Origin of the sequence: Acidiphilium sp., assembly GCF_049977125.1 — a bacterium.
In the GTDB taxonomy this organism is placed as follows: domain Bacteria; phylum Pseudomonadota; class Alphaproteobacteria; order Acetobacterales; family Acetobacteraceae; genus Acidiphilium.
This window is the reverse complement of record NZ_JBMFGY010000069.1, coordinates 1-17131: the sequence shown is the minus strand read 5'-3', so window position 1 is coordinate 17131 and position 17131 is coordinate 1. Positions and strand designations below refer to the sequence as shown.

At 64.9% G+C, this 17131-nt stretch carries 18 protein-coding genes; 12 read left to right on the top strand and 6 right to left on the bottom strand.

Annotation, left to right across the window (positions count from 1 at the left end; translation table 11 throughout):
• Positions 1 to 186: 186 nt before the first annotated feature.
• Genes ACP5E6_RS11445 through ACP5E6_RS11435 form a run of 3 tightly spaced genes read right to left on the bottom strand, consistent with a single transcriptional unit; the run spans position 187 to position 3109 of the window.
• Positions 187 to 666, bottom strand: coding sequence for a CinA family protein (locus ACP5E6_RS11445; protein WP_427954370.1), 480 nt, complete (start codon positions 664 to 666; stop codon positions 187 to 189).
• On the bottom strand, positions 663 to 1118 hold the full coding sequence (locus ACP5E6_RS11440; RefSeq protein WP_427954369.1) for a phosphatidylglycerophosphatase A family protein: 456 nt from the start codon (positions 1116 to 1118) through the stop codon (positions 663 to 665). The genes ACP5E6_RS11445 and ACP5E6_RS11440 overlap by 4 nt, the downstream gene beginning before the upstream one ends.
• Complete coding sequence (locus tag ACP5E6_RS11435) at positions 1115 to 3109, bottom strand: lytic transglycosylase domain-containing protein (protein WP_427954368.1); 1995 nt, start codon at positions 3107 to 3109, stop codon at positions 1115 to 1117. The genes ACP5E6_RS11440 and ACP5E6_RS11435 overlap by 4 nt, the downstream gene beginning before the upstream one ends.
• Positions 3110 to 3200: 91 nt before the next feature.
• Between ACP5E6_RS11435 and dapA the strand changes: the two genes are divergently transcribed.
• The 4 genes from dapA (at position 3201) to ACP5E6_RS11415 (ending at position 6983) form a co-directional block, all read left to right on the top strand.
• Positions 3201 to 4079: a 4-hydroxy-tetrahydrodipicolinate synthase gene (gene dapA, locus ACP5E6_RS11430; RefSeq protein ID WP_427954367.1), complete on the top strand. Its 879-nt coding sequence runs from the start codon at positions 3201 to 3203 to the stop codon at positions 4077 to 4079.
• Complete coding sequence (smpB, locus tag ACP5E6_RS11425; protein WP_427954366.1) at positions 4079 to 4561, top strand: SsrA-binding protein SmpB; 483 nt, start codon at positions 4079 to 4081, stop codon at positions 4559 to 4561. The genes dapA and smpB overlap by 1 nt, the downstream gene beginning before the upstream one ends.
• 89 nt (positions 4562 to 4650) lie before the next feature.
• Positions 4651 to 6600, top strand: coding sequence for a phospholipase C (locus ACP5E6_RS11420; protein ID WP_427954365.1), 1950 nt, complete (start codon positions 4651 to 4653; stop codon positions 6598 to 6600).
• Positions 6601 to 6680: 80 nt separating this feature from the next.
• Complete coding sequence (locus ACP5E6_RS11415; protein ID WP_427954364.1) at positions 6681 to 6983, top strand: hypothetical protein; 303 nt, start codon at positions 6681 to 6683, stop codon at positions 6981 to 6983.
• Between the two features lie 10 nt (positions 6984 to 6993).
• On the opposite strand, the gene ACP5E6_RS11410 is transcribed toward ACP5E6_RS11415, so the two are convergent.
• Positions 6994 to 7203, bottom strand: a complete 210-nt coding sequence (locus tag ACP5E6_RS11410; protein WP_427954363.1) for a hypothetical protein — start codon at positions 7201 to 7203, stop codon at positions 6994 to 6996.
• A 62-nt stretch (positions 7204 to 7265) separates the two neighbouring features.
• Positions 7266 to 7475, bottom strand: a complete 210-nt coding sequence (locus tag ACP5E6_RS11405; RefSeq protein ID WP_427954362.1) for a hypothetical protein — start codon at positions 7473 to 7475, stop codon at positions 7266 to 7268.
• 278 nt (positions 7476 to 7753) lie between these two features.
• Between ACP5E6_RS11405 and ACP5E6_RS11400 the strand changes: the two genes are divergently transcribed.
• From ACP5E6_RS11400 to ACP5E6_RS11370, 7 genes are all read left to right on the top strand, one after another.
• Positions 7754 to 8938, top strand: a complete 1185-nt coding sequence (locus tag ACP5E6_RS11400) for a M20 aminoacylase family protein (RefSeq protein WP_427954361.1) — start codon at positions 7754 to 7756, stop codon at positions 8936 to 8938.
• A gap of 24 nt (positions 8939 to 8962) precedes the next feature.
• Entirely contained in the window at positions 8963 to 9658 is a 696-nt protein-coding gene (locus ACP5E6_RS11395) for a MarC family protein (protein WP_427954360.1), read from the top strand.
• 107 nt (positions 9659 to 9765) lie between these two features.
• Entirely contained in the window at positions 9766 to 10281 is a 516-nt protein-coding gene (locus tag ACP5E6_RS11390; protein WP_427954359.1) for a MarR family winged helix-turn-helix transcriptional regulator, read from the top strand.
• Entirely contained in the window at positions 10281 to 11411 is a 1131-nt protein-coding gene (locus ACP5E6_RS11385) for an HlyD family secretion protein (protein WP_427954358.1), read from the top strand. The genes ACP5E6_RS11390 and ACP5E6_RS11385 overlap by 1 nt, the downstream gene beginning before the upstream one ends.
• A gap of 12 nt (positions 11412 to 11423) precedes the next feature.
• The gene (locus tag ACP5E6_RS11380; protein ID WP_427954357.1) at positions 11424 to 12998 is read left to right on the top strand and encodes a DHA2 family efflux MFS transporter permease subunit; all 1575 of its coding nucleotides are present in this window, start codon (positions 11424 to 11426) and stop codon (positions 12996 to 12998) included.
• 28 nt (positions 12999 to 13026) lie between these two features.
• Positions 13027 to 13932: a heme-dependent oxidative N-demethylase family protein gene (locus ACP5E6_RS11375; protein WP_427954356.1), complete on the top strand. Its 906-nt coding sequence runs from the start codon at positions 13027 to 13029 to the stop codon at positions 13930 to 13932.
• Positions 13933 to 14204: 272 nt separating this feature from the next.
• The gene (locus ACP5E6_RS11370) at positions 14205 to 15776 is read left to right on the top strand and encodes a PEP-CTERM sorting domain-containing protein (protein WP_427954355.1); all 1572 of its coding nucleotides are present in this window, start codon (positions 14205 to 14207) and stop codon (positions 15774 to 15776) included.
• Positions 15777 to 15782: 6 nt separating this feature from the next.
• On the opposite strand, the gene ACP5E6_RS11365 is transcribed toward ACP5E6_RS11370, so the two are convergent.
• On the bottom strand, positions 15783 to 16127 hold the full coding sequence (locus ACP5E6_RS11365; protein ID WP_427954354.1) for a YbjQ family protein: 345 nt from the start codon (positions 16125 to 16127) through the stop codon (positions 15783 to 15785).
• Between the two features lie 95 nt (positions 16128 to 16222).
• Between ACP5E6_RS11365 and ACP5E6_RS11360 the strand changes: the two genes are divergently transcribed.
• A complete protein-coding gene (locus ACP5E6_RS11360; protein ID WP_427954371.1) occupies positions 16223 to 17125 on the top strand; it encodes an N-formylglutamate amidohydrolase in 903 nt (300 codons plus the stop codon).
• Positions 17126 to 17131 lie beyond the last annotated feature (6 nt).

Below are 17131 nucleotides of genomic sequence, written 5' to 3'. Positions count from 1 at the left end.
TTAAGTTGACGCGGCAGCGGCAACATAATCGCATGAAATCGCTCGAAAAAACATGGAGCCAGAGCGTTACGCTGAAAGCATAACGCTCTGGCGATGATGTTCGGGGCGTTGCCATGATGAATGGGAACGCCCCGGATTTTGTTTGGCGCGCGGCCGCATCAAGCTTGGATGGCTTGGCGTGTCAGGTCAGGCTGAAACGAGTCCGGCGATGAGCAAATCGAGGGCGTGATCGCGGGTTGCGGCGCGGACCGCGGCGCGGTCGCCGGGGAAGATCAGGCGTTCCGCGCGCGTCGGGCCGCCGCGCCGCGCCAGTCCGAACCAGACCGTGCCGACCGGTTTTGCGGCGGACCCGCCGTCCGGCCCCGCGATGCCGGTGACCGCGATGGCGACATCCGCCCCGGCGCGGCGCAGCGCGCCCTCGGCCATTGCGCAAGCGACGGCTTCACTGACCGCGCCCTCGGCCTCGAGCAGGGCTGTGCTCACCTCGAGCAGATCCGTCTTGGCCTGGTTGGCATAGGTGACGAAGCCGTAGCCGAACGCTGCCGATGATCCCGCAATATCGGTGATCGCCGCGGCGATCATGCCGCCGGTGCAGCTTTCGGCGGTGGTGATGGTCAGCCGGCTCTGCCGGGCCAGCGACACGACCCGTTCGGCTTTCGGGTTCACAGGCCGCTTCCCGGCCAGATCAGCCGCAGGATTTCCATGATGATCGCGGCAAACGCGCCGGCGATCCAGTCATCCGCCATGATCCCGAGCGCGTCCGGCCGGGAATCCGCGAGGGAGATCGGCCAGGGTTTGCGAATGTCGAACAGGCGGAACAGAAGAAACGCCAAGACCACGCCCGAGCCGGTCAATGCGGGCAGGCCGAGCAGGGCGATCATCTGGCCGGCGATTTCGTCGATCACGATCCAGCCGGGGTCGAGTCCAGCCTTGCCGGTGCGGGGCACCGCGAGCAGGCCGATCACGCTTGCCGCCACCACCCCGCCGAGGAGCGGGAGATGGCCATGCTCGAGCAGGAGGCAGCCGAGCAGCAGGCCCAATATCGATCCCGCCGTGCCGGGGGCGCGTGGCGCGTAACCCACGCCGAGGCCGGATGCCGCGAGATTGGCCAGTTTCATGGGTTGTGCAGCCACCGGGTAAGCGGGTCGCGCGCCGGCCTGCCCTGGAGCGCGCGGTAGATCACCACGCCTTCGGTGACCCGTTCGACGTAATTGCGCGTCTCGGCGAAGGGGATCTCCTCGATCCAGGTGATCATGTTCACGCCACCCGCGCTGGGTGGCAGGCGAGGGTCGCCATTTTCGGTCAACCAGGTCTCCACATTGCGCGGCCCGGCGTTATAGGCGGCGATGGCGAGCGGCAGGCAATTGCCGAAGCGGCTCATCAAAGTGGCGAAATAGGCCGAGCCGAGGGCGATGTTGCCGGCGGGATCGGCCATCAGCCCGGACGCGGGCAGGCCGAGACCCGTTGTCATGGCGACCATCCGCGCCGTGGCGGGCATCAGCTGCATCAGCCCCTCGGCGCCGGACCCGCTGATCGCGCGCGGATCGAAACTGCTCTCCTGGCGGATCAGCGACAGGATCACGCTCGGCCCGACACTGACGCCGGTCGTGCTGGCGGTGACCAATCCGGGGGGAATTGGCCAGCCTAATCCGACCAGCATGTCGCCGGCGGTGCCGGCAAGTCGCGCGATCATGACGGCGGTGGAGGTCTGGTCGATGCCGTCGGCGAGGCGTGCGTCGAGATAGCGGGAGTCGAATCCGGGCGCCAGATCGGCCATGCGCAACAGAAACGCGCGCGCACGGCGGGGGGCGCCCATTTCGACCAGCAGAACGGCGGCCTGCGGCAGTTCGCGTTCGGCGAAACCGGCCTCCTGGCCGATCGTGACGCCGGGTGTCGCGATGGCGCGCAGCCGCGCACCCAGCGCGGCCGGGGTCTGCCCCAGTTGAACCGAGGCGAGCTGACCGTAGAACGTATCGGGATAGGCGGCGGCGTCCGCGAGGTCGGCCACGGCGGCGGCGCCATGCTCGGTCTGCGCCAGCCAGTAGAAGGCGCGCGCGCGGGTGATCACCGCGGTCGAATCCAGCCGCAGCGCCAGAAACCAGGGTCGCGCCAGGGTCGGGTCGTGCAGGAAGCGCAGGGCGATGAAGCCGGCCAGAAAATCTCGGCTCGCTTTCTGCCCCTCGTTCGGCGGCCGTGCGGCGGCGATGATCGCGTAGGCGGGTTTGGGGTCGTTCGCCTGCAACAAATCGCGCGCGAATGCCTGCCGCTTGCCCCAGAACAGCGCCCGCGCCAGACCGCTGGCCCGACGCTCCGCCGCGGCGCCGCTCGATTGCCAGAGGGCGAGTTTCGCCGCCTGATCGGGGGCGGCGGACAGCGACGCGAAGAACAGCACCGGCGTGGCGCGCTGCGCCGGTGTCAAACCGGCCAGCGCGGCCGGTGCATCGGACGCCCCTTTGGTGAGGGCGAGCCAGGCGGCGCCGGTTGCCTGATCGGTGGGGGCGAGCAAGGGCAGGGTCGCCTGTGCCGCGGCGAGATTGCCCGCGAGGGCGAAGCGCTGGAACCGCGCCCAGTTGGTCTCTGGCGTCAGCATCGTGGCGTATTGCGCGAGAAACCGCGTGGCGTCGGCGGGGTCGCTGAAGCCGTCGATCCAGGCGCGGCGGGCGAATTTCGCGGCTTTGGCGGGGCTGGTGACGTCGAACGCTGCCGCACAGCGGGCATCGGCCGCTGCTGTGACCGGCATCCGTTGGGCGCATTCCTCGCGCACCGTGGTGTCATCGGGGTCGGTGGCCAGCGCTTCGCTCCAGCGGCGCGCGAGAACGCCTTGTTCGGGCCAGTCGGGGTTGCGCGCCATGAAGATGCCGATCTGCACCTCGCTGGCCTCGCCCGGATCGAGCAGGCGGAAATAGGTGACCAGTTTGGCGACCAGCCGGTCGGGCTGTTGCGCCGCGAGGCTCTGCGCGCGGGTCCAGTGGTTTGCCCGCACGTCGTTCATGATCTGTGCCAGTGCCGGGTCCGGCGCGAGCGGCGCGGCATCGGTGGCGCGGGCGAGCCTGCCATCGGCGAGGGAGACGGCGAGCAGCAGCGCCAGCAGAACGATCAATCGGCTCATGTCACCTGACATAGCAGGACTGGGTCGGCGCTCCCATCCCTTGTCCCGGCGGGACGCGGCGAATAAGTTACGCGCAATTGCGGAGATAAAAATGTTACACGGTTCACTGGTCGCCCTGATCACCCCGATGCGCGACGACGGCAGCGTCGATGACGCCGCGCTCGAACGATTCATCAATTGGCAGATCGCCGAGGGAACCCACGGGCTGGTGCCGGTCGGCACCACGGGCGAATCGCCGACGTTGAGCCATGAGGAACACAAGCGCGTGGTCGAGTTGACCGTGCGGGTGGCAAACAAGCGGGTTCCGGTGATTGCCGGCGCCGGGTCGAACGCGACCGCCGAGGCGATTGGCCTGGCGCTTCACGCGCAGTCGGTCGGCGCGGATGGTGTTCTGGTGGTGACACCCTATTACAACAAGCCGACCCAGGAGGGGTTGTTCCTGCATTACACCGCCATCGCGGATGCGATCGACATCCCGTTGATCATTTATAATATTCCGTCCCGCTCGGTTGTGGATATGAGTGTGGCGACGATGGCGCGTCTTTCCCGGCATCGCAATATTGCCGGTGTGAAGGACGCGACGGCGAATCTCACCCGCCCGTTGCAGACCACGGCCGCCTGCGGACCGGCGTTCTGCCAGCTTTCGGGCGAGGATCACACCGCGCTTGCGTTTCTGGCCGCGGGAGGACACGGCTGTATCTCGGTGAGCGCCAATATCGCGCCACGCCTTTGCGCCGAACTGCATAACGCCTGGAGTCGCGGCGACGTGGCGGCGGCGATGGCGATCCAGGCGCGGTTGCTGCCGCTGCATGACGCCATGTTCGTCGAGACCAATCCCGCGCCGGTGAAATACGCCGCCTCGCTGCTCGGCTATGGGGTGGCGCATTGCCGGTTGCCGCTGGCGCCGCTGAGCGAGGCGGCGCGGATTCAGATGCGCGCGGCGATGGTTTCGGTCGGATTGATCAATTAATGGCGGAACCCAAGAAGAAATCGATGCTGATCTCGCATGGCATCGCGGCGCAGAACCGCAAGGCGCGGTTCAACTACACCATACTGAACACGCTCGAAGCCGGCATCGTGCTGCGCGGTGCGGAGGTGAAATCGCTGCGCATGGGGCGCGCCACACTCACCGAGGCCTTTGCCGGGGAGCGGGATGGCGAGATGTTTCTGTTCAACATGTATATCCCCGAATATCAGGGTGGCGTGCTGTCGCGTTTCGACACCAAGGGGCCGCGCAAGCTGCTGCTGAAGCGCAAGGAAATCAATACGCTGATCGGCGCCGTCGCGCGCCAGGGGTCGACGATCGTGCCGCTCGATGTTCATTTCAATCCGCGCGGCGTCGCCAAGGTCACGCTGGGTATCGCCGAAGGCCGCAAACAGCACGACAAACGCGCCGCCGTGGCTAAACGGGACTGGGATCGAGACAAGGCGCGATTGCTGCGCAACCGATAGGGCGGCGCCGTCATCAAATTTTCATCATCGCGATCTTTTGTTGCGATGCGGCTTCGGTCAAGGGTAGGCAACGCGAAGGGGAGATTTCGATGACCGATCAACGCCGTCTGATGTCGGGGCTTCTGGCGTGCACGATGCTGATGCCGGGCCTCGCCGCCGCCGCAGCACCGGGGATTTCCTCGCCGATTCCGAAAGCGGCGATCCCCTATGTGATCCGCGCCGGCCGCGGGCCGCAATTATCGACCGCGCAGATGGCGGCGCTGATCCGGCATCACATCAAATACGTTTTCGTGCTGTATCAGGAGAACCGCTCGTTCGATTCGTATTTCGGCACCTATCCGGGGGCGGACGGGTTGTATTCCCAGGCTGAGGCGCAGACGCCGGGGTTCACCCAGAAGATCATCGGCGTGTCCGGCAAGGTCGAGACGATCCAGCCCTTCGCGATCGGGCCGAAGCAATTCGCCGCCGATACCGACGATATCGACCATTCCCACCCGATCATGTTCGCGAAAATGCACATTGTGAACGGCCACGCCGAGATGAACCGGTTCGCGCTGGAGGAGGAAAAGAAATACTGGAAATCCGGCCCGCACCCCTCGCTCAAGGCCAAGCAGATGGGCGAACTCGCGATGGCGCATGAGGATTGCAATACCATCCCGATCCTGTGGCGCTACGCCGATCGGTTCGTGCTGATGGATCATATGTTCCAGGACATGGTCGGGCCATCGACGCCGGGAAATCTCTCGATTTTCGCCGCACAGACCGGGTTGACCCAATGGGCGCTGCACCCGAACGAGGCGTGGCAACAGGTCAATCGGCCGGGCGAGCCGGTCGATGCCGATCTCGATCCGCTCTGGGGGTCGCGCGAGGATCCGTTCCAGCACAAGCTGGTCCCTTACAATCCGAAAGATTATGCCGAGGATGGTCCCGGCAAGGTGCAGATCAACCAGACCTATGCGACGGTCGCGCTCACCACCGCCGGCAATACGGTGAAGGCGAAGACCAGTGCCGATCTCGACCCGAAACCCGATCTCGACGACGTGCGCAAGGACATTTCGTTCATCCAGCGGCTGGATCGGCACAAGGTCGCGTGGCGGTGGTTCCAGGAAGGGTTCTCGACCAAGCCGGTGCCGGACGATCTCGGACCGAAGGATGCCGAGGGTGTTCACGCCTCCTACATCACCCATCACAACGGCCCGCAATATTTCGGCTATATCGCGAACAACCCGAAAATGACGGCGGATATGGGCGGGTTGCGCGATTTCTTCACCTCGGTGAAGGATGGCACGCTACCGGCCGAAGGCGGGGTGTTCTATGTGAAGGGCGGCTATCTCAACGGGTTCGGCATGCACCCGACCGACCCCAACGCGGTGGTGCAGAAGAAATTTCTGGGCGATGACGATCATCCCGGCTATTCGGACAGCCAGATCAGCGAAGCGATGCTGGCGCGCGCGGTGAACGCCATCGCCTCGAGCAAATACTGGGCGCATGCGGCGATCATCATCACCTGGGATGATTCCGAAGGCGATTACGACCATGTGCCGCCGCCGGAACTCGCCACGGCGCCGAACGGCACGCTGCTGAGCGACGGGCCGCGCATCCCGTTCATCGTGATCTCGCCCTTCGCCCGCGCGCATGAAGTCTCCCACGCGGTCGGCAACCAGGCCTCGGTGATCAAATTCGTCGATGCGGTATTCAACCTGCCGCCGCTCGCCACACTGCCGGACGAACAGGCGGGCCGCAAACGTGGCGAGGCGGAGTTCCATCAGAAATACATGGGCCCGTTCGATGCCGAAACGCCGGACGTGACCAATTTGTTCGCCGCCTTCGACCCGCTGCGGCTGGAAGGCAAGGCGGCCCCGCTGCCGGCGTCCTACGCGATGGTGCCCAATGATTGGACCACTGAACTGCCGGCGCAGACCGGTGCGGATTGCAAGATGATCGGCATCGTGCCGACCAATGTGCAGTTGCATATTCCGAACCGGATCCCGCAGGATTTCAACCCGCGGCCGAAAACCAACCCGACGAAATCATCGTAAACAACCTTGACGTGTATTGCTGCCTCGTAGCACTCTCGCATCGCCGATCATGCCGGATCGGCGATGCAGGAGACCCACCGATGCGCCGTTTCACCGCCGGGCTGATCGCCCTCGGGCTGGTCTGCGCCACCGCGCAGGCAACGACCACCCAGTCGAAACCGACCCACCGTTATGACGTCCACCCGTCGAAATTGCGCGGCAAGACGTTCAAGACCCTCGCCGCGGCCAAATCCGCCTGTGGTTCGAGCCCGGTGGTCTGGCTCAACCCGACCGGCGTGGTGTTTCACACATCGACGTCAAAATGGTTCGGCCATACGCGAACCGGCACCTACAGCTGTCGCAACGTCGCCAAGGCCGCCGGTTACTGGCAGTCGAAATACTGAGCGTATCGCCTCACGCGTGATGCGGCGCCGCCTGATGCTGCGCCGCCTGATGCTGCGCCGCGAACACCGATTTCGACGGTTGCGGCACTTTGAAACGGGTGCCGTAGGCGTTGTTGATTTTCTGCACCAAGGTCGCCTGCGCGGTGGCGGCGTTGGCCACCATCGGCAGCGCGACGGCGACGCTCGCCGCCATGGCGACGCCCAGGATTGATCGTTTCATGATTTGAATTCCTTGCGATTGGGGGGGCGCATGGCGGTGTCGCCGCCATGCCCGCTATTTGGTTAGGCCTGGCCGTTCTGACGAATCGCCTTGATCTGAAGCTTGTACGCGGCGCGCCCGTGGACATCCGCGACCTTGTGATGGGTCGGCGCCTGAACGATGATCGGATCAGGCTGGTAGATCGACGTGCCGACATCGGCCGCGTTGGCTGCGAGCGGCGCGAACGTACCGGCAACGGCAAGGGCGGTCAGCAGGCGTGTGAGGTTTTTCATCGTGACTATTCCTTCTTGACGATAAACGCAGGAAGTCCCTGCTCGACCGCTGAGATGGAGCCTGTGCCGCAGCGCAATAACCATGCGCGTCAGCGTAAGACCTATGTCACGGAAATATGAAATTTATCATCAAACCCGGCGTTTATGCCTTTCATGCGGTGAGTGATCGCGGCGAGGGGGTGACCGGTCGTTGCCATGCGAGCATGGGTGCGCCGCGCCAACGCATCACCACCAGAAAATGAGTGGCGGCGTCGCTTTTGCGGCATTATGGTGACATCATGAACATTGACCCCAAACTGCACGAGTGGACTCCGGAATTCACCGCCTGGCGGCGCGATTTCCATGCTCATCCCGAAATCGCCTATCAGGAGCATCGGACCGCGGCGCTGGTTGCCGAGCGTCTGACCGCCTTCGGGCTGGAGGTCACGACCGGCATCGGCGGCACCGGCGTGGTCGGCACGCTGCGCAATGGCGCGCTCGGCCATGGGGGCGGCAACCGCGCCATCGCGCTCCGCGCCGATATGGACGCCCTGCCGATGGATGAGGTGAACGATCTGCCCTATCGTTCGCAGAATCCCGGGCGGATGCATGGCTGCGGTCATGATGGCCACACCACGATGCTGCTCGCCGCGGCGCGCTACCTTGCCGAAACGCGGCGGTTTGCCGGCACGGTTCATTTCATTTTCCAGCCCGCCGAGGAAGGCGGGGCCGGTGCGCTGCGCATGTTGGAGGATGGCCTGCTGGAGCGTTTTCCGTTCGATGCGGTGTTCGGCGCGCATAATGATCCGACCCTGCCGGTCGGCACCCTGTCGGCCTCGCCCGGCACGGTCAATGGCGCGACCGATGACATCATGATCGAGTTGACCGGTCGCGGCGGTCACGCCGCCCGTCCCCACGCCACGATCGACCCGATCGTCGCCGGCGCGCAGATCGTGCTCGGTCTGCAATCGATCGTCTCGCGCCGGGTCGATCCGCTCGACTCCGCCGTGGTTTCGATCTGTACCTTCCATGCTGGCAGCGCCACCAACGTCATTCCGGAAACGGCGACGCTCAGCGGCACCATCCGCAATCTGAACGGCGCGGTCCAGAACCGCCTGGCCCGCGAGATTCCCGCCATGATCGAGCATCTGGCCCAGGCCGCCGGCGTCACCGCCGCCATCACCTACGAGCGCGGCTACCCGCCGGTGGTCAATGACGCCGGCATGGCGCGCTTCGTTGCCGAGCGCGCCGCGACGGTGCTCGACGCCGCCGACATTCGCACCACCCTGCCGCCGACGCTCGGCGGCGAGGATTTTGCCTACTATGCCCAGCGGCGCCCCGGTTGTTTCTTTCGCATCGGCCAGGCGGGTGCTGCCACCGGGGCCGTGCCGTTGCACCACCCGCGCTATGATTTCAACGATGCGATCCTGCCGATCGGCGCGGCCATTTTCGCCGCCATCGCCGCCGGCGAACCCCCCGCGTGAGGTACGAAGCTTGAGCCTGCCCGCGTGAGTCTTGTCGAATCGGGGACCGATGCCTTTCTGCTCGCCTTTCCCGCTCTTCTCTCGATCGTCAACCCGCTGGCCGGGGCGATTATTTTCAATGAGGTCACCGCCGGGCGCAGCCACCGCGACCGGCTGATCCTGGCGCGCCGCGTCGGGGTCAACAGCGCGATCGTGATGCTGATCTCGCTCTGGGCCGGCAGCTATATTCTGAGTTTTTTTGGCATCTCGCTCAACGCGCTGCGCTTGGCCGGCGGTCTGGTCGTTGCGGTTCGCGCCTATCAGATGCTGACCGCGCCTGAACTGCACGAGGGGCGCAAACAGGCCCAGGCGGCTGAAGCCTCGGTCGATGCCACGCTGGAAAACCTGCCGGACGATATTTCGAGCATCGCCTTCTTCCCGCTCACACTGCCCTTCACCACCGGCCCCGGCACCATTGCGGTGGCGGTGGCGCTCGGCACCCAGCGGCCGGGCTATGGCGCGGCGCTCGCGCTGTTCTTTGCCGGATTATCGGTCGCGGCGATCGTGATGGCGCTGATCATCTGGCTGTCCTACGCCACGGCGGATCATCTCGGCGCCCTGCTCGGCGAAACCGGCCGGCGCGTGCTCGCCCGCCTTGCCGCCTTCATCCTGCTCGGCATCGGTGTGCAGATCATGCTGTCGGGCGCCATCCCGGTTCTGCATCAGGCGCTGCACGGCTGATCCCTCGCCGTTCGCGCAAGAGGCGGCTTGCGGCGAGGGCCCCTGCAAAAAACGCAGAACTGGGGCAGTAGCACTTACTCGTAACAGTATCTATCATAACGTCTGTCATGAGCCATCCCGTCTCCTGCGCGCCCTGCGGCGCCGATTCCGAGCCCGATATTCTGTATCTGCTGCACGATGTTGCACGGCTGCTGCGCCGGGAAATCGACCGGCGCGCCCGCATGCACGACATGAACCGGGCGCAATGGGTCATGATGATCCGCCTCGCCCGCAACCCCGGCTTGTCGCAGAAGGATCTCGCGGAGATCATCGAGGTCGAGCCGATGACGGTCGCTCGCCTGACCGACCGGCTGGAAGCGCGCGGCCTGGTTGAACGCCGCGCCGATCCGCGGGACCGGCGGATCTGGCGTCTTCACCTCACGGCGCGCGCCGATCCGCTGCTGCGCGATATCGAGGCCCAGCGCGGCGCGGTTGCCGCCACGGTCACCGCCGGGCTGACGCAACCGATGCTCGACGACACGATCGACGGGCTGCTTCGGATGAAATCGATTCTGCTCGCCGCCGATCGCGCGGCCGATGCCCACATGATCAATGCCGATAAGGCCGAACAGGAGATCGCCTGATGTCTCAGATAGGAACAACCGCCGGCGTCGTCACGCGCGACGCCGACAGTCGCGAGACCGGCGGCCGCGAGGCGAAGACCCGCGCCGAGGATACCAGCCGCAACGCCGGCCGGCTGCTGCGGCCCATTCTGATGATCGGCGGTGTGCTGCTGATTCTGCTCGCGGTTCTGCTCTACTGGCTGTTCACCGGCGGTTCGGTCTCGGTGACCGACACCTATGTCAAGGCCGCGCGCGTCAATCTCTCGACCGACGTCTCCGGTCTGGTCGAGCAGGTCGCCGTGCATGACCATGAGGCGGTGCAGCCGGGTCAGGTGCTGTTTCGGCTTGACCCGACCCGTTTCGTCGTCGCCGAGGATGCGGCGCGCGCCCAGCTCGCGGAGGTGGTCCAGCAAATTCATGCCGCAAGGCACGCCTATGAGGCGCAGCTCGCCAAAATCAGGGTGCAGCAATCGGTGGTCGAGAACGATCGGCTGAACTACCAGCGCTACGCCTCGCTGGTGCATGGCGGTGGCGTGACCCAATCGGATTACGATGATGCGAAGTTCAAATATGAAGGCGCTCAGGCCGATCTGGAGGCGATGCAGGCCGAGGCCGGGGTCGATCTCGCGAAACTCTCGGGCGATGCGAAAATCCACACCGCCGACACGCCGCAGTACAAGGCCGCCGCCGCCGCCCTTGCCACCGCTGAGCTGAACTACCGCCATTCCATCGTTCGCGCGCCCTTCGCCGGGGTGGTCACCGAAACCGAACATCTGCAGCGCGGCATGTATCTGCCGGCCGGGACCGCCGCGTTCGGTCTGGTCTCGACCACCGATGTCTGGATTCGCGCCCAGCCCAAGGAAACCGCCCTCACCTGGGTCAAGCCGGGCGACAAGGTGAATATCCATGTCGATACCTATCCTGGCAAGCTCTGGCATGGCGTGGTCGCCAGCATCTCGCCGGCCAGCGGGTCGAGCTTCTCGATCCTGCCGGCGCAGAATTCGTCGGGCAATTGGGTCAAGGTGGTGCAGCGCATTCCGCTGCGGGTGGCCATCACCAGCGGCCCGACGGGACTCGTGCTGCGCAACGGCATGACCGCCGAGGTCGATATCATCACCGGGCATCAACATAAATTGTCCAACCTGTTCTGATCGGCCGGTCCCGTGGTTGATCAACCCGAACCCAGGGGCGAGGTGATGCAGATCAGCGGCGTGCCGCGGGTCATCGTCACGGTCGGCTGCATGATCGGCACGCTGATGCAGGCGCTGGATGCCACGATCGCCAATGTGTCGCTGCCCTATATGCAAGGCTCGCTCTCGGCCTCCTACGACGAGATCACCTGGGTCCTGACCTCCTATGTCGTTGCCGCCGCGATCATGACCGCGCCGGTCGGCTGGCTCGCCGGGCGGTTCGGCCGCAAGAACGTCTTCATGGTCTCGATCATCGGGTTCACCATCACCTCGATGATGTGCGGCGTCGCGACATCGCTCGGCGAGATGGTGGCCGACCGCCTGCTGCAAGGCGTGTTCGGCGCGGCGCTGGTGCCGCTCAGCCAATCCACCATGCTCGACATCTACCCGGTCGAGAAGCGCGGCCAGGCGATGGCGATCTGGGGGGTCGGCGTCATGGTCGGCCCGATCCTCGGCCCGACGCTCGGCGGCTATCTGACCTATTTTTACGACTGGCGCTATGTTTTCTTCGTCAATCTGCCATTTGGCATCGCCGCGACACTCTGCCTCGGATTTTTCATGCCCAAGCGCGCCAAGCGCCCGGGTTCGGGGCATTTCGACTGGATCGGCTTCGCCGTCCTGTCGCTGTTTCTCGGCGCGCTTCAGATCATGCTCGATCGCGGCGAGGAAAAGGACTGGTTCAGCTCGACCGAGATCGTCACCTACGGCATTCTCGCGATCATCGGCCTTTATCTGTTCATCGTGCATATGTTCACCGCCAAACAACCCTTCATTCCGCGCGGCGTGTTCAAGGACCGCAATCTGAACGCCGCGCTGATCGCGATGTTCGCGGTCGGCTCGGTGCTGCTGTCATCATCGACGCTGATGCCGCCGTTCCTCGAGAAACTCGGCAATTATCCGGTCGAACTCGCCGGTCTCGTGATGGCGCCGCGCGGCCTCGGCACCATGGCCGCGATGATCATGGCCGGCCGGCTCTCCAGCAAGATCGATCCGCGCTATCTGATGTTTCTCGGCTTCATTCTGCTGATCGTGTCGTTCTGGATGATGATGCAATGGCTGCCCTCCTCGCCGCAATCCTACCTGATCGAGAGCGTCGTGGTGCAAGGCGCCGGGCTTGGCTTCGTGTTCACGCCATTGCAGGTGGTCGCGTTCTATACGCTCGATCCCGCGTTGCGCACCCAGGGCACCTCGTTGCTCAGCCTGATGCGCAACATCGGGATGGCCGTCGGCATTTCGGTGACCGAAGCGGTTCAGGTCCAGATGTCGCAGGTTGCCCATGCCTCGGTCGCCAACGCCGTCACCCCGTTCAACCGCGCCCTTCAGGTGGGCGGCGCGGTCAGCCATTACCTCAATCCCGCGACCTCCGGCGGCGCCGCCCTGCTCAATACGCTGGTCGAGCAGCAATCCAGCATCATCTCGTATATCGATGCATTCAAATTCATGCTGATCATCAGCGTGCCCGCGCTGTTCACGTTGCTGCTGATGCGCAAACCGCCCCAGCGCGCCGGGGCGGCGGTCGGGAAACTCGAAATGGCCGTGATGGAATGACGTGAACGCCCGGCCACAGGAGGCTGCGTTGACCGATCCGGTCGCTGATCCGGTGCCGCCGTTGCCACCGGTGCCCGTGTATCTGCCGTTCGAACCCGGCCCGCATCGCGCCGCGATGGGGCTGATGGCGTGCCCGCCTGCCGCCCTCACCTTGTTCGATGCGGATTATCCGGCGCAGATGGCGCTGCGGCGCGAACTGCTGGCGTCCCGGCCTGCCGAGGTGTTTGCCGCCCTGCCGGGTTCGGCGGCGATGCGGGCCGAGGCGCTGGAGGTGATCGTGGCGCATCTGCTGGCGGATCGGGGCGGTTGGTTTCGCCGCGATGGTGGGGTTTTGGAAAACCGGCTGACCGGCGAGGCGTGGGTTCTGGCGGCGCCGCCGTGCGATCCGCTCGAAATGGCGGGTCGCCTGGTGGTCGAGGATATCTGCCTGCTGGCTCCGGAGATGCCGGCCCGGCTGGTGGCTTCGGTGCTGTGCTTTCCCTCGCGCTGGCGGTTGGCCGAGAAGATCGGACGGGAGCTGGCGGCGATTCATGGCGAGGTGCCGCTCTATGCCGAACGGCTCGAGCGGCCGGTGGATCGGTTCATCGGCCTGCTCAAGCCAGGACGGCTGGTGGAGCGGATGAACTGGTCGGTGCATGATGATTGGGCGTTGTTTCAGCCCGAGGGTCACGCCGCGGCGGCGCTGACGGCGGCGGATGCGGCAGCACAGTTGGTGCTGCGGGTGGAGCGGCAGACGTTGAGCCGGTTGCCAGCGAGCGGGGCGGTGATGTTCACGATCAGGACGTATCAATATGCGCTTGAGACCGTGGTCTCGCGCGGCGGGGCGGCGGGATTGCTCGCGGCGATCACCGGGCTGCCGGATTCGCTCGCGGCCTATAAAGGGATCGGCCGGTTCAGAGCGGTGTTGGAAGAGTATTTACGGCGATGGGCGTAATCCTGCGTCGTTTTTTGAACGGATCGCGAACCAGAGGACGATGACCGGGCGATCATTGGCTCGAAGTATGACAGTTCCGTGTCAATTACTGAGCGACATGCGTGGTTTTTTACAGTATTTGTCAGGAAACTTTACAGTCATTTTTCTGTAATACTTAAATAACTCATCATATCAATATCATAGATCGAGGCATGATTATTGCACTCGTTCCGCCAGCTGCACGATGCCAGAGCGTGCGGCATGGTCATAAAATCATGTAAGGAACGGATCTGATGAGTTTTGATGTGGGTGAGAGGTCTGCCGGCGGCGTCGGTGGGCGGGTGCGGCGCTCGTATGCCGCGCTGTTGCTCTGTGGGGTCGGGGTGGCGGCCTGTCTGTTATCGGTGAATTCGGCATCGGCGGGCGCGTTCAATTTCACGCCCGGCGATATCGTGGTGTCCAGTTCGACCTATGCGGGCAATGCCGGCACGGTAACGGTGGGCGAGGCGCTGCCGGGCGGGGGAACCGCGACCAATGACGGCAGTTTTCCGGGCGTATTTCTGAACGCGAACACGGATGGCACGTTCGGCATCACCTCGCCGATCAATCTGACCGAGATCAATCCAGGCAGTGGCGCGGTGGCGGGGGTTCTGGCGGTGCCGACGAGCGATGTGGTGACGAGTTTCAGCTCGAAATCGGAATTGTCGTTGAATCTGTCGCAGAACGGCCAGGTTCTGAGTTTCATCGGCTATCAGGCCGGGGTCAACCAGCTCGATATTTCCAATGACAACACGCCGGGCGCGATCGATCCGAACAATCCGGATACGGCGGGGCCGACCTATCGGGTGGTGACCTCGGTGGCGGCGGACGGCAGTATTTCGACCACCACGACCAATGCGTTCAGCGGCGACAACGGGCGCGCGGCGATCGTGGGCTCGAACGGGCTGATCTATGCCGCCGGCAACGCCGGCCAGACCAAGAAGCCGCCGACATCCGTGGTCGACAGCTCAGGGGCGCAGATCATCACGCCGGGGGTCAGCGCGACACCGACGACGCCGGGAACCCAGCAGGCGGGTGTCTATAATATCACGCAGAACGGGCTGCCGGCCGACAAGACCAGCAAGGACAATAATTTCCGGGGCGTGACGATCGCCAACAACACGCTGTATGTCTCCAAGGGCAGCGGCGGCAACGGGATCAACGGGGTGTATCAGGTCGGCGCGGCGGGAACGCTGCCGACCGCGGCCACGGTGAACGCGGCGCTGGCGGCGGGCACGCCGACGATGACGCTGCTGCCAGGGTTTCCGGTGGTCTCCGCCAAGAACGCCACCGACAGTAGCCTCTATTCGTTCGGCATGTTCTTCGCCAATGCCGATACGCTCTATGTCGGCGATGAGGGGCCGCAGGATCTGAACACCGATCCGAACGCGGGGCTGGAGAAATGGAGTCTGATCGATGGCAAATGGTCGCTCGACTACACGCTCCAGGCCGGGCTCAACCTCGATCAATCCTACACGGTCAACGGCCTCGGCTATGACATCGCAACCACCGGCCTGCGCGACATCACCGGCCAGGTGAATGCCAATGGCACCGTCAGCCTGTTCGGCGTCGGCGCCACCTTCGGCACCAGCCCGCTCGACGGCGATCCTGGAGCCGATCCGAATGCGGTGTTCGCGATCACCGACAATCTGGCGGCGATGACCCTGCCGGCGAATGAATCCTTCACCACGCTGGTCGCGCCGGTGCTCGGGGTGGTCAATCGCGGCGTGTCCTACACGCCGGTGCCCGAACCGGGGTCGCTGGCGCTGCTGGGAACCGGGGTCCTGGGGCTGATGGGCTTGATCCGCCGCCGCCGCCGCACCTGATCGGCGTCAGCTGATCGGGTGCAGGAGCACCGCCGTGCCATAGGCGGTGACTTCGTTCATGGCCTGGCCCTGGCCGGCGTCGAACTCGCCGGAGTCAAAGCGCATGCCGATGACGGCATTGGCGCCGAGCGAGGCGGCATGGGCCTTCAGGGCGGCGAGGGCTTCGTCGCGGGTCTGGTTGACCATGGCGATGTAGCCGCCCTGAGAGCCGCCAAAGATCGCGCGGATGCCGCCGAGCACATTGCCGACGATGGTCCGGCTGCGGATGGAGGTGCCATAGACCGGGCCGATCACGCGATCGATCCGGGCGTTGGCGACGTCATTGACGGTGACGACGAGAATATCGGGCATGGAATCGTCCTTCAGCGGCGTTCGGATGGGGCCGGGCGCAGGCATATCATTGACCGCGCGCGATTGCATCGGCTTTATGGCAGCCAGCGATGGCCATGGATGTGAACACCGACCTGCCGCGTGAGGGGCCGACCGATGGGGCGGGGGTTTCGGGCGTTGCTGCGCCGCTGACGATCTGGCGCCCGTTGCGCCAGACCGCGCCGATGGTGATCGCCTCGCCGCATTCGGGCTGCGCCTATCCGGCGGGATTTCTGGCCGAATCGCGGCTCGACGCGCGGGCGCTGCGCAAGAGCGAGGACAGTTTCGTCGATGAATTATGCGGCTGCGCGCCGGATCTGGGGGTGCCGCTGATCGCGGCGCGGTTTCCGCGCGCCTATTGCGATGTCAATCGCGAGGCGTGGGAGCTTGACCCGGCGATGTTCGAGGATACCCTGCCCGACCACGTCAACACCACAAGCCCGCGCGTGGCGGCGGGGTTGGGCACGATTGCGCGGGTGGTCGCCTCCGGCGAGGCGATCTATCGCCACAAGCTGCGGTTTGCCGAGGCGCAGGCGCGCATCGCCGCGTGCTGGCAACCCTACCACGCCGCGCTCACCGGGCTGATGAGCGAAACCAGACAGTGTTTCGGCGCCTGCCTGCTGCTCGATGTTCATTCGATGCCGACGCCCTTCGGCCATGCCGCCGGGGCGCATGGGCCAGATATCGTGCTCGGCGATGCCCATGGCAGCGCCTGCGGCCGGGCGATCGTGACGTTGATCGAGCAGAGCTTCCGGGGTGAGGGGCTGGTGGTGCGGCGAAACGACCCCTACGCGGGCGGATATGTAACGCGGAACTATGGAAGGCCGCGCGAGCGCTTGCACGTGGTGCAGATCGAGATCGCCAAGCCGCTCTACATGGATGAACGCACGATCACCCGCGCCGAGGGGTTCGGCGCGTTGCAGGACCGCTTGTGCCGCGCGTTCGGCCTGATCGCGCAGGGCGTGCCGACGTTACTGTGACGCTGC